The sequence below is a fragment of the Phyllobacterium sophorae genome, assembly GCF_003010965.1.
Classification (GTDB): domain Bacteria; phylum Pseudomonadota; class Alphaproteobacteria; order Rhizobiales; family Rhizobiaceae; genus Phyllobacterium; species Phyllobacterium sophorae.
Genome location: NZ_PGGM01000014.1, coordinates 96,602 through 109,902, shown reverse-complemented (window position 1 = coordinate 109,902; position 13,301 = coordinate 96,602). Strand labels below are relative to the sequence as shown.

9 protein-coding genes and 1 pseudogene are annotated in these 13,301 nt (G+C 57.4%); 5 read left to right on the top strand and 5 right to left on the bottom strand.

Annotated elements, in window-relative coordinates; translation table 11 throughout:
• Positions 1 to 18 precede the first annotated feature (18 nt).
• From CU103_RS32985 to CU103_RS24295, 4 genes and pseudogenes are all read right to left on the bottom strand, one after another.
• Positions 19 to 186: a VapC50 family PIN domain-containing toxin gene (locus CU103_RS32985; protein ID WP_483428619.1), complete on the bottom strand. Its 168-nt coding sequence runs from the start codon at positions 184 to 186 to the stop codon at positions 19 to 21.
• A 115-nt stretch (positions 187 to 301) separates the two neighbouring features.
• Positions 302 to 511: pseudogene (locus CU103_RS32980) on the bottom strand (PIN domain-containing protein); the annotation flags it as partial.
• 69 nt (positions 512 to 580) lie between these two features.
• The gene (locus CU103_RS24300) at positions 581 to 1,033 is read right to left on the bottom strand and encodes an excisionase family DNA-binding protein (RefSeq protein WP_106666611.1); all 453 of its coding nucleotides are present in this window, start codon (positions 1,031 to 1,033) and stop codon (positions 581 to 583) included.
• A 610-nt stretch (positions 1,034 to 1,643) separates the two neighbouring features.
• Positions 1,644 to 2,546, bottom strand: coding sequence for a LysR family transcriptional regulator (locus CU103_RS24295; protein WP_106666697.1), 903 nt, complete (start codon positions 2,544 to 2,546; stop codon positions 1,644 to 1,646).
• Positions 2,547 to 2,704: 158 nt separating this feature from the next.
• Between CU103_RS24295 and CU103_RS24290 the strand changes: the two genes are divergently transcribed.
• Both CU103_RS24290 and CU103_RS24285 read left to right on the top strand, forming a co-directional pair.
• Positions 2,705 to 4,384: a GMC family oxidoreductase gene (locus CU103_RS24290; protein WP_106666610.1), complete on the top strand. Its 1,680-nt coding sequence runs from the start codon at positions 2,705 to 2,707 to the stop codon at positions 4,382 to 4,384.
• Positions 4,385 to 4,417: 33 nt separating this feature from the next.
• A complete protein-coding gene (locus CU103_RS24285) occupies positions 4,418 to 6,913 on the top strand; it encodes a CoA transferase (protein WP_106666609.1) in 2,496 nt (831 codons plus the stop codon).
• Between the two features lie 341 nt (positions 6,914 to 7,254).
• Here the strand turns inward: CU103_RS24285 and CU103_RS24280 are convergent, their stop codons facing one another.
• Positions 7,255 to 8,040: a helix-turn-helix domain-containing protein gene (locus CU103_RS24280; protein WP_106666608.1), complete on the bottom strand. Its 786-nt coding sequence runs from the start codon at positions 8,038 to 8,040 to the stop codon at positions 7,255 to 7,257.
• A 122-nt stretch (positions 8,041 to 8,162) separates the two neighbouring features.
• On the opposite strand from CU103_RS24280, the gene CU103_RS24275 reads away from it, so the two are divergent.
• From CU103_RS24275 to CU103_RS24265, 3 genes are all read left to right on the top strand, one after another.
• Positions 8,163 to 9,743, top strand: coding sequence for an ABC transporter substrate-binding protein (locus CU103_RS24275; protein WP_106666607.1), 1,581 nt, complete (start codon positions 8,163 to 8,165; stop codon positions 9,741 to 9,743).
• Between the two features lie 21 nt (positions 9,744 to 9,764).
• A complete protein-coding gene (locus tag CU103_RS24270) occupies positions 9,765 to 11,768 on the top strand; it encodes a CocE/NonD family hydrolase (protein WP_106666606.1) in 2,004 nt (667 codons plus the stop codon).
• Positions 11,769 to 12,546: 778 nt separating this feature from the next.
• On the top strand, positions 12,547 to 13,203 hold the full coding sequence (locus CU103_RS24265) for a hypothetical protein (RefSeq protein WP_245448978.1): 657 nt from the start codon (positions 12,547 to 12,549) through the stop codon (positions 13,201 to 13,203).
• Positions 13,204 to 13,301 lie beyond the last annotated feature (98 nt).

Below are 13,301 nucleotides of genomic sequence, written 5' to 3'. Positions count from 1 at the left end.
CTCTACTAAATGAACTGATCAAATGCTTGGATCTCGTTGACTGTAGCCAAGAGGCACCTGCGCGCGAAGTGTATCAAGGTAGTCCTCGACCGTCTTCGGCGGGTTCTTTAGGCGTAAACGAACCGCTTTTACGGCGGCCAGAAACTGCGGCTGCGAAAGGTGGAACTGGTGCGTTAGGAATTTCATCGGGATGTTGGGCTTCAATGCCCCACGGTGCGGGCTTGCTGCGGGGAAAGTCCTTGAGATTTGCTGTGACGATCAAATCAGCCCGCCCCTTGATGGCCGCCGCCAGAACATGGCGATCATCAAGATCCGGCAACTGGAGAATGCCAATGAGTTGATCAAAATCTGTAACAAGCGCGTCGCGCACATGGGCGTTCATCAGGTGGCGAGTCCGCTCGAGCCGATCTCTGGTAAGATCGTCTCTGCTTCTGAGCAAAGCGTTGATCCATTCATCATGCACAGTGTTTGACCATTTGGCGCGACACAGGTCAGAAACAGCAAGCTCCAAAAGCAGGTCGCGTAAGGGAGCCGGATAGAGGACCGCTGCGTCCAAGAAAGCCGTGAAAGTCCCCAAAGCTTAGTATCCCATCCCAAGCTCTTGAGCCTCCGCTGCAAGCTGGCCCAATACCTTGCGCCGTTCCGTGTCGATCGCCTCTTTGTAGTTCAGCACATCTTCGAAACGAACACGGCGATGGGTTCCCACCATACGGAATGGTAGCTTCCTCTCGTCCAACAGGCCAATTAGAAACGGACGCGATACGTTCAGGACGTCAGCGGCTTGCTGTGTTGTCAGTTCAGCGTTCTGCGGGACGATCGTAACAGCTCTTCCCGATGCCATATCCTCGAGCACGGCCATAAGCAGCTTCACAGCCCCCGCCGGCAGCTCAATAGCTTCTTCGTTCTCTGCATCTCGAACGCGAAATGTCAAAGCAAGTCCTTTACGCGCATACGGAGCCAATCGCTGGCCTGATGCGCGTGCAAGCTCCACGTCATCTTTGGATGGTGGATTTGTGGTAAGTGCGGCCGTCATGGCTATTTTTCCTTATCCGTTTCCTTTGAATATAATCCATAATAAACTAAACGCAATAATCGCAGCAAACGAATTTTTCGAAACGACGCGCGCTTGGCCTTACAGTCATGACTTGAAGTCTAAGGGACGACATTCTTCCAACTCCCTCGGATTCGAAAAGCTGTTCAATCCAAAATGCGATAACAAACCTTCGTTTGAAAATGCCGATAATAGGCCAATTTTCATCGATTTCCATTGTAGCGCAGATGTCTACAATACTTATTAAAGTATTGTATTAAAATGATTATCCACTGAACGCATTATACTGAATGGTGGACTGCGTGCCAAAACGTCTGGCGCAACTCGCGCGGTATCTCACCATTTTTGTACAAACTGCCCAAGCATATTGAAGGTTCAAGAATCTAAGCACGCGTGCTAATGCGATGGCTGCTTTGCGCCCTCATATCGGTCGTATCGGCCCTCATCGCGCTCCGCCGAAAGCGGGCATAGCGATGCGGTAGCGTCATGTCTTTTGCGCGCCAAATACGAGACATGCGTTAACGGGTGGCGGACCCTGGCCTCTGGCCCGAGTTGCACCGAAACTCGCATATGGTGCAGGCTGCCACCACCGTCATGTCACGATTGGAATAGCCTTGGCGGAGAGTGCGGCCAGCAGTTCACTGCCGAGATGCGACTTCATGAATTTTTCTGGCCCGACGAGGTAGTAGCCCCGCTCAGAGGTCAGCGGCTCGTGGTCAAGCTCGACAAGCAGGCCGCTTGACACCAGGTCGTCGATGACACCCCGCCATCCCAGAGCGATGCCGTGCCCTAACAGAGCCTCATGGATGGCAATGCCGTGATTGGACACCTCGATGCCTGGTGCAGCGCGAATTGCGTGGGGAGCGCGGCGCGATTTCCAATCATTCCAGTTAAACCATCGTCTCTCCGGGTCGTCGAGATGGATCAGCGGCCCTTGCATGAACATGTCCCCTATCGACAGAGAAACGAGCTTGGTCGCGACGGAGGGGGCCGCAATCGGGACCACCGCTTCCGGGATCAGCAACCTGGCCTCCATACCGTTCCAATGACCGTCACCGAAGAGGATTGCGCAGTCGACGCTGTCCATTGAAATATGCTGATCGCGTTCGGAGGTCACGACCCTGACTGAGAGATCACTATCTCTGTTTCGCAGGTTCGCAAGTTTCGGCATCAGCCAGAACATCGCCAAGCCCGGATAGGTGCCGAGCGTCAGGCTGGGTCCTTTCGCCCGCTCCCGCAATGATCGGGTAGCGGTCGCGATATCGGCAAGGGCGGCTGTAATCCTTGCATGGTAAGCGAGAGCATCGGCGGTAGGCGTGGTGACCCCGCCATTCCTCTCGAACAGCGTGAGGCCAAGGTCATTCTCGAGCGCTTGTATCTGATGGCTGATCGCTGGCTGACCGACGTTCAACTCTCTAGCAGCCGCTGTGAACGTTCCCAGCCGAATACATGCTTCGAATACACGAAGAGCCTTTAAAGGCGGCAGATCACGCATTGACATCCCTAAAGTACAGTACTCAAGCCATAACCTTACCATCGAAAAAAGTAATGGCGACATGATATTTTACGCCATATCTGAATGGTCAGTTTCGTGGCAGATTTTGGCATCGAGGAGACCGCTTCTTCTGCGGTGGAAATCTGGATTTGCTTGGTATGCCTGAGGATTCATTCGATTACATCGTCATCGGTGCTGGAACGGCAGGCTGCCTGCTGGCCAACCGCCTGAGCCGCGAACCCTCCACACGTGTCCTGCTGCTCGAGGCCGGCAAGAAGGACAACTACCCCTGGATTCATATTCCCGTGGGTTACCTGTATTGCATCGGCAACCCAAGGACCGACTGGCTTTACAAAACCGAAGCGGACCCCGGCCTCAACGGCAGGTCGCTCCGCTACCCGCGCGGCAAGACCCTCGGAGGATGTTCGTCGATCAACGGCATGATCTACATGCGCGGACAGGCCCGCGATTACGACGCCTGGGCGACGGCGACTGGAGACGACAGTTGGTCTTGGAACGCGGTGTTGCCAAAATTCAAGGCGCACGAAGACCATTATAGGTTGGACGGCGGGGCCGACCCAAAGACGGGCGGCAACAGCCGCTTCTCGGACATGCACGGTCATGGCGGTGAATGGCGCGTCGAGAAGCAAAGGCTCCGCTGGGACGTGCTCGAGGCCTTTGCCGAGGCGGCCGGCGAAGCCGGATTCCCCCGAACAGACGACTTCAACAGCGGCGACAACGAAGGCGTCGGCTATTTCGAGGTGAACCAACGCTCCGGTTGGCGCTGGAATGCGTCGAAGGCTTTTCTACGCCCGGCGAGAGGCCGCAAGAATCTGACGATCCTGACGGAGGCCCATGTCGAAAAGCTGGTGATCGACACCAATCCGAATGGCGGCAAGGTCTGCAAGGGAGTGATCCTGCACCACTCCGGCCGCCGTGTTGGATTTTCGGCTCGCCGCGAGGTCATCTTGTCCGCAGGTGCCGTCGGATCGCCTCAAGTTCTTCAATTGTCCGGCATCGGCCCGGCCGCTCTCCTGCAAAAGCATGGCATCGACATCGCGGTCGACCTGCCCGGTGTCGGTGAGAACCTCCAGGATCACCTGCAAATCCGGGCCGTCTACAAGCTCAAGGGCGCGCGCACGCTCAACACGATCGCGAATTCAATGATCGGAAAGGCGATGATCGGTCTCGAATACGCGATGAAGCGTACCGGACCGATGAGCATGTCGCCGTCGCAATTGGGGGCCTTCACCCGATCCGACCCAAGCCAGGCCCATGCCAATCTCGAATACCACGTCCAACCCCTGAGCCTCGATGCCTTCGGCGAACCCCTGCACGACTTTCCGGCATTGACCGCGAGCGTGTGCAATCTCAATCCGACCAGCCGCGGCAGTGTCAAAATCCGCTCCGGCCGGATGGAGGACGCACCGATGATTTCCCCGAACTGTCTGGCGACAGCAGAGGATCGGAAAGTCGCGGTGGACAGCTTGAGGCAGGTCCGCAAGATCGCCAGCCAGCCCGCTCTGCGCAAGTACGAGCCGGAGGAATGGAAGCCGGGTCCGCAATTCCAAACGGACGAAGAACTGGTGAAGCTCGCAGGCGACATAGCCAACACCATCTTCCACCCGGCGGGCACCGCCAAGATGGGAACGAATGCCGACCCCATGGCCGTTGTCGACAGCCGCCTGCGGGTACGAGGCATCGAAGGCCTTCGCATCGTCGATGCCAGCGTCATGCCGACCATCGTCAGTGGCAACACCAACTCGCCGACCCTGATGATCGCCGAGAAGGCAGCCGGGATGATCATCGAGGACGCGCGCCACGTCGCCGTGGCCTGAACCCCAAAACAAATTTTCTGGGAGAATACAACAATGCGTGAAGCTCTTCCTTTCCATGGGGTCAAGGTCGTCGACTTCGGGCAGTACATCGCGGGTCCGGCCGTCGCCATGATCCTTGGCGATCTCGGCGCGACCGTCATTCACATTGACCCGCCCAACGGTCCTCTTTGGGACAGCCCGGCTAACGCGACGCTGAATCGCAACAAACTGCTTGTCGAACTCGACCTGAAAACCGACGGAGGCCGGACCGAGGCGCTGACGCTGATCGCCGAGGCCGACATAGTCATCGAGAACTTCCGCCCCGGCGTCATGAAGCGCCTCGGCATCGACTTCGCCGCGCTGCGGCAGACACGACCCGAGCTCATCACTGTGTCCATTCCCGGCTTCGCCTCCAATGACGAACTTCGCCGCGAATGGCGGGCATTCGAATCCGTTATCGCGGCGTCTTCTGGCGTGTTTACGGATATGGGACTGAACCGGGTCCTGATGGGCGTGAACCCTTCCTTCTCGCCGCTGCCGCTGGCTTCCGCCTATGGCACGATGCTGGCCGCGTCCGCGGCTGCGCTGGCACTCCAGGCTCGAGTGAAGACTGGGCGCGGCGACCAGATCGAGGTTCCGCTCGCCAGCGCCGTCATGGAAGGCCTTTGCTACAATTCGATCAAGATCGAAGACTACCCCCTCCGTTACAAGACCCAGCGCGAACAGGAAATCGAAAGACGCCGTAGCGAAGGGCTGCCGATGGACGTTACCTACGACGATCTTCAGGCGTTCCTCGACCCCTTCTACCGCAGCTATCCATGCAAGGATGGCCGCAGCTTTTATGTCGTCTGCCCGAGCCACATATTCCATGCCAAGCGGTGTCTGCAGACACTTGGCATCTACGACGAGCTCGTCGCCGAGGGCCTTCAGGAAGAACCCGACACTTATCTCCCCACCTCGGAATGGTCGTCCGATGTCTCTCTGGGGGTCTATCCGCTGCCAAAATTTTGGGCCGACAAGATTTCCGAGCGGATGAAGGCCGTCTTCCTCACCCGGACGGCAAAGGAATGGGAACGCATTTTTGGCAAGGGGCAGTTTCCCGGTGCACCGCATCGCTGGCTGCAGGAATGGATCAGCGACGACCATGCCGACATGGCGGGTCTGATGATCGAGGTGGACGATCCCAGTCCAATGATCCAGCCTGGGCCGATGGCCTGGCTCGAGGAAAGCGGCGAAGCCATGCTGGCACCGACACCCCGACGGAAGGCCGACTTCAGCGAGGCCCTGTCGACTTTGCGAGCGATGGGCTCCTCGCTTCCGAAGAGTGCCGCGGCGAGCGAGAAGAAGTCAGGCTGGCTGGACGGGATCAGGGTTCTCGACCTCTGTAACGTCATCGCCGGCCCGCATTCGGTTTCGTATCTCTCGCGTTTCGGAGCCGAGGTCATCAAGATCGATCCGGCGACACCACTGTTTGACTGCTGGAACACCGTCATCTTCGGCATGACCCATATGCGCGGCAAGAAGTCGGTGCTGCTCGACATTGGCTCCCCGGATGGAAGGAAGCTGTTCGAGGAACTCGTTCGTTCCGTCGACGTCGTCGTCTGGAATGCGACCGACCGCCAAGTGAAATCGAAGGGTCTCGACGCAGAAGGCCTGAAGAAAATCAATCCCGATGCCATCTTCTGCCAGTTGGATTGCTTCGGCGGTGTGCGGAAAGGGCCGCGAACCAACTACCTTGGCTACGACGACCTCGTCCAGGCGGCGACCGGCATCATGCTCCGGTTCGGAGGCTCCATGAAGACGCCTGAGGAGCATGCCCACGTCGGCACGATCGACGTGATGTGTGGCTTCGGTGCAGCGCTCGGCGTGGCCGCCGCGCTCTACCAGAAGCAAATGACTGGCAAGGTGGGCCGTGCACGAACTTCCCTTTCGGCCTTGAGCGGGCTGGCGCAGATGCCGTTCTGCTTTGATTACCACGGCCGCGCACCTTTCGACGAGCCGTCGGGGCCTGCTGCCCGCGGATACCATGCGCTTCATCGCCTCTATAGGGCCGAGGATTGTTGGATCGTGATCGCCGCCTCCGAGAAGGACCTGCCGCGTTTCAAAAACGTCGAGAGTCTGGAGGGGATAGCCGCGATCGCCGAGCGCGAACGCGTCGAGGTCTTGAGCGCGATTATCGCGACCGCCCCGGCGAAAATATGGATGGAGCGCTTTCAAAAGGCGGGTATCGGAGCCGCGATCTGCGACAACATCGAGGCGATCCGCGCCGCGACCGCTCGTCCGGCCGACGGCACGCCCGGTACCGATCGCGGCAGCTATTCCTTCTCCGTCTATGCCGATCACCCCAGTGGGCACACGGTGACACATCTCGACCCTTATGCGGTCCGGCCCGTCCATGGCGTAATCTATGCGCGACCGCCCGCCGAAAAGTATGGCGCGTCGACCCGAGAAGTCGTCAAGGCTCTTGGCCTGACCGACGCTGCCGTCGATGAACTCATCACTGGTCGGACGATCAGTGAAAGCTGGAGTGGAGAATACCTTCCGAGTTAAACTTTATCTTCTTATGCGCTTGTCGTTACGCAAGAGCTAGAATGCGGCCGCTATGGCACGACGCCAGACGTGGGCACATCGGTGGCACGACCGCTTCCAACTATTTCGCGCCAGAAGCGGACAGGCCGGTGACGGCCCCATCTCGGTCATAGATGGCATTAGTTCAGTTGCCGCGGACGGGTTTATGATGGGTAACCATGGCTCATTGGAAATCTCACTTCAAATACCACGCCTTCAACGGAATCGAACCATCGGCCTTCGAAGCTTGTCTCCTATAATCATCGATACTCAGAAATGCCACCTAACGGTTACGCCGACCAGCTGAACGGACAATCAGATGCTTAATACTCTGCTGGCATAGCATATACTTCTGCAGCCGGATCCGCGAGGAATGAGCGCACCGTCGGTGGTAGGTGGCGCGACGTTAATGGCAAAGGGCCACAGCGCGCAAGAAGTTCGCGTAAGTCTGGCTCGACGCCCACATAGCGCCAGATCATCCGTGAGGCATAAGGGAGGTTTTCCCTTCGCCAGGAAATTCCCATTGTTGTTCCGCGCAAATAGACGCGCTGGTACTGATCGAAAGGCAGGAGGATCGTCTGAGACAACATGGAGTTCGGGCCGACGACACGTTCCGTAATGAAGATCCGGTTCCGATAGAAGGCCGCCAAGCCCACATATTTCGAAAACTGCTGGATGCCGTTTCCAGGGTCCCGCAGACGTTCCATTGACTTGACATGTACCAGCCCCCTCTGCTCGATAAGGCGGCTGCACGAGCAGACGACCATTCCGGGCCAGGACGGCGAGCGATGATAGGTCTGAAAATAGCCGATATGGCGCCGCAGCGCCGTCAGATTTCCGGGGAACCCCTTTAATAGCTCTGAACTTTCATCGAGGCCGAGGGTCGGTTTCCGAAGGCGCTCGCGAAAATGCTTGGGAGCGAGACCAAAGTCGGCTGTGTCGAGATCGAAATAGTTGGCGATGCGCGCGAGATTATGGGCAGACGGTCTCGTCTGGCCGTTAATGTATCGATTGAATTGTTGCCGGTTGATATTTATCGCACGGCACAGTTGCGAAATGGAGCGCTGTGTCGCACAGGCAATTTTGAGGTTCTCGACCAGATAAGGCATCAGCTACTCCATTTTAGAAAGCCCAGCGTAAACTTGCTTAAAGATGCGTCAAGTCGCGAAATTGCGTGAGCCGACCCGACCTCTACATTCCCCGCTACAAAATAGAAAACGAGGGAACTGCGATGACGCATCAAAAGGATCAATCTTCACAGCTGAAAATCGGCCGCCGGCACTTCCTCGGCGGTGCCGTTGCGTTGGGCGCATTGCCGGGCCTTGCTTCAGGCCTGCTGCTGCCGCGCGATGCCCGCGCTCAGGAAAAGAAACATGGCGGCCATCTGAAGCTCGGCCTCAAGGGTGGCGCTAGCAGTGATGCGCTCGACCCAGCGACATACAGCGCCTCCGTTTTGTTCGTCATCGGTCGTCTGTGGGGCGATACGCTCGTCGAATCCGATCCAAAGACAGGCGCCCCTGTACCGTCGCTGGCTTCTTCCTGGACGCCGTCAGCGGATGCATCTGTCTGGACCTTCAAGATCAGGAACGATGTGCAGTTTCACGACGGCAGCAAGATGACCGTCGCCGATATCGTCGCGACACTGAAACGGCATGCGGACAAAAATTCGCAGTCGGGGGCTCTCGGTCTGCTGACTTCGATCGCCGGTATTGAAGAAAAAGCGGGCGATCTTGTGCTGACGCTTTCAGAAGGCAATGCGGATCTCCCGCTCCTTCTCACCGATTACCACCTTATTATCCAGCCGAAAGGCGGGATCGACAAGCCTGCGGCCGCCATCGGCACCGGCCCTTATATTCTGAAAACTTTCCAACCCGGTGTTCGCGCAACCTTCGAGAAGAACTCCAAGGATTGGCGCTCGGAGCGCGGCTTTGTGGACAGCGTCGAAATACTCGTCATCAACGACAACACCGCCCGTATTACAGCGCTTGCCTCCGGCCAGGTCCATTTCGTCAACACTATTGACCCGAAAACGGTTCCGATGCTGCAGCGCGCACCCAATGTCGAAATTGTCCGAAATGCCGGCAAGGGCTTCTATTGCTTTTTGATGCATTGCGATACGGCGCCTTTCGACAACAATGATCTGCGGCTTGCGTTGAAATATGCCATCGATCGCCAGTCGATCCTGGATAAAATTCTAGGCGGCTATGGATCAATCGGTAACGACTATCCGGTCAATTCCAACTACGCCCTCGCGCCTACCGATATCGAGCAGCGCCCATATGATCCAGACAAGGCCGCCTTCCACTTCAAAAAATCGGGGCTCGACCGTCCGGTTCAATTGCTCACCTCCGACGCAGCCTTTCCTGGCGCCGTGGATGCGGCGAGCCTTTTCCAGCAAAGCGCGCGCAAGGCCGGCATTACGATCGACGTCAAGCGTGAACCGGAAGACGGCTACTGGTCAAGTGTCTGGAACAAGCAGCCTTTCTGCGCATCCTTCTGGGGTGGCCGCCCGACCCAGGATTCGCGCTACTCCACCTCCTATCTGTCGACCGCCGATTGGAACGATACGCGTTTCAAGCACCCTGACTTCGACAAATTGGTACTGCAGGCCCGGTCTGAGCTCGATGAAGCCAAGCGCAAGGTGCTTTATCGACAGCTGGCTCTGATGGTGCGGGACGATGGCGGTCTGATCCTGCCCGTTTTTAACGACTACATCATGGCCTCTTCGAAAACGCTAAAGGGATATGTCGATGATATCGGCAATGATATGTCCAACGGCTATATCGGCAGCCGTGTGTGGTTCAACGCCTAAACCTCTTCGGGATATGTGATTATGACCGAGCCCAGTTTCACCACCATCGAAAATCAGTGGATCACCCTGAAGGACGGGACGCGGCTTGCCGCACGCATCTGGATGCCGCACGGTGCGGAGAGCGACCCCGTGCCTGCGGTTTTCGAGTTCCTGCCCTACCGCAAGCGCGATGGAACGAGCCCGCGTGATGAATCCACCTATCCGGTCTTTGCCGCTGCTGGCATTGCTGGCGTTCGCGTTGATATACGAGGCTCCGGCGAATCCAGCGGCGTCATCGATGGAGAATATACCGAGCTCGAGCTCGCCAATGCCCGCGAGCTGATCGGCTGGATCGCCGCACAGCCTTGGTCGAACGGTTCTGTTGGCATGATGGGCATTTCCTGGGGCGGCTTCAACTGCCTGCAGGTCGCGGCTCTGAAGCCCCCGGCGCTGAAGGCAGTGATATCGATCGCCTCTACGGTCGACCGCTATAATGACGACATCCACTACAAGAACGGCTGCCACCTCTCCGCCCAGCTTTCCTGGGCGGCAACCATGCTCGGCTACCAATCGCGTTCACCAGATCCGGCTATCGTCGGTGACGACTGGCGAGATATGTGGCTGCAGCGACTGAAGCAGGAACCCTTCTTCATGGAGGAATGGCTGGAGCATCAGCGCCGCGATGATTATTGGCGGCATGGTTCGATTTGCGAGAATTTCGCCGAATTCGACGTGCCGGCCATGGTCATCGCCGGCTGGGCGGACGGCTATCGCAACACGCCGCTGAAGGCGATCGAAGGTCTCGGCGACAAGGCGAAAGCGCTCATCGGCCCATGGGTTCACAAATATCCGCATTTGGCCTGGCCAAAGCCACGCGCCGATTTCCATGGTGAGGCCATCGCCTGGTGGAACCGTTGGCTACGCGGCGAAGAAAACGGTGCGGAAAACCTGCCGTCGGTGCGCGCCTATATTCTCGATGCCATCAAACCTGCAACACGACGGGATTTCGATCCTGGCTTCTGGATCGCAAAACGAAAATGGCAGCAGCCTGACTTGCAGTGCTTCTATGTCGAGCAGTTCGGCACCTTGACGGAGGGCATGCCGATCCCGCACGCGCCGGAGCACCCAGTCTATCTGCGCTCGCCGCTCGACACGGGCACCGCCTCGGGCGAGTGGTTTACACTGAAGCCGGATGCAGAACTGGCGATCGATCAGCGCGTCGACGAAGCTGGATCGCTGACCTTTCAGACCGCGCCGCTGACCGAAGATCATGATTATCTCGGCCGTCCGCTCGTGACGCTGGCGCTCAGATGCGATGCGGAAACCACCAATCTCTGCGCAAGACTTGTCGATATCCATCCTGATGGTACGGCTACACGCGTCTCCTTCGGCCTGCTCAACCTCGCCCATCGCAACGGCAATGTCACCCCCGAACCTATGAGCAAGGGTGAACGCACGACTGTGAACCTGGTTCTTGATGCCTGCGGCTACCGTTTCCGCAAGGGGCACCGCCTTCGTCTGTCACTGTCGACTGCCTATTGGCCTATGGTTCTGCCACCTCCGCAAGATCCGGGTCTGACGATCGACATTACCTCGATCTGTCTTGGCCTGCCCCTGCTTGGGGCGCATGAGCTCATCGACGTGAAACAGCCTGACAATCCCGATCCACTACCGAAATATATTGAGCAATCGCCGTCGTTAACGAAGCGGCAGGTGGTACGCGATCTCTCAGCCGGCATTACCCGCTATGAAATCCAAGAGGATACCGGCCTTTTCGAGCATCCTGTCACTGGCCTGTCTACGCGGCAGCTGCGTGAGGAAACCTGGTCGATCGCGCCGGATGACCCGCTGTCGATGTCCGGCATCTCGACCTGGACCTGCGACATGCAGCGCCCCGGTTGGTTCGTTCGGACGGTCGCAACCTCATCCATAGCCTGCACGGAAAAGGATTGGATCATCAGCGCCTCGGTCATTGCCTATGAAGGCGAAACGGAGATCTTCCAGAAGATATTCGAGGAGAAGCGTATCACGCGAGATCTGATGTAGGTCAGCGCGAACCGAGCGATGAGATAGCAACTTCTCCCCAAGCACAACTCAGCTGGTCGAACGATGTATTTGGCAACGCAATCGCTTCGGCGACGTTTCAGGCCCTACCGACAATCTCGTTGTCGATAGTATGGCGACAGTCAATTGAGAGCGGTGGCATGGCCTGTGTTTGACGTCGCCATCAACTATCCGTTCCTCTATCCGACCAAGATTGGACCGATCTCATAGCGCTCGCCACGCAGCAATATAGCGATATCGACAATCAGCCCCAAACTTGGGCACGAGACTTCGTCTCCAGCACCCCGACGGACACCCTGCCCCTTCGTAAGGACGTCAGACTTGGGATTACATCATCGATCTGCAGAGCGCACGCCTTTCAGACAATGGAGGTCAAGATCGAGGTCAACGCGACTGACTTGGCTTACGCTTCTAGCGTTTAGGGTTCAAATCACCCGCCGACCCGCGGTCTTGATTAGAGTCGAACCCTCGACCTACAGATTACAGTTGCGTATACATAGGGAAGTTGTCAGCAACCCTTCTTTTGAAAATGCCGATAATCGCTGATTCTCCCCATTTTTTTATTGTCGCCTGAAATTCTACAATCGCCAGTTGTTGGGAATAAGTCTTTGATCACGTGGCGGATTCCATGAAAGTCCGGTATGAGGTATAGCGTCCCATATACGCGAATCAACCATAGGTGTTGTTGCTGTGGCCACTGCTGTCGCTCCGGGCAGAAGGGTAGTCGATGAGCTCGGATCCTGCAGAAACGATCAGACTATTGTCGCGTTTTGCCGGCGCCAATCTTACAAAAACCCTCGCTCGCATCGAGAAGGACGTTCGAGGCGTGACTACAGAACGCGCCGCTGCTTTCATGGATGAGGCCGGCGCCGGGCGGACTGTACTGGCGGCTGCCGGCGAGATGAAGCGTCTCGCCAGTCAGATCAACGTGACCATTCACGCGCTTGGGATCCTCTCGTGCCTTCCACATATTCTCGAGGAGGGTGAGTGGGTCGAATATGTGTCTCTGGGCGCGGGCAACACCGGCCGTCAATTTGATCTGGAGACAAATATCCGGGTGGCGGAGTTCAAGTTTATCAACTGGCGCGGCGGCGCCGAGTCGATCCGGCAGAATTCAATTTTCAAAGATTTCTTCCTGTTAGCGGAAGCTCCGACGCCAAAGCGCAAGTACCTGTACCTATTGGGCACGCGGCATGCGCTGAGGTTCCTAAACGGCGGTCGCGCGATTTCCAGCGTGCTTAGCCGTGGCGATAAGGTTCAGAAACTATTTCTCCAGCGCTTCGGGAATCACTACCTAAAGGCCCGCGACTATTTTCAGGATCATCAGCAGGCAGTCACGATTGTCGATGTGTCTGAATGGCTGCAGGAGCTTCAAGACATCGCCGTAGACGAAGCGGCAGATGAAACAGCGAGCTAACGTTCGGTCGCCATCAGAACGGCGGCTTGCGATTTTCACCACTGCCGTGAGTCACCTGCTCCAAAGTCATGGCGGGCTCAGATTCGCGACGGGATGGG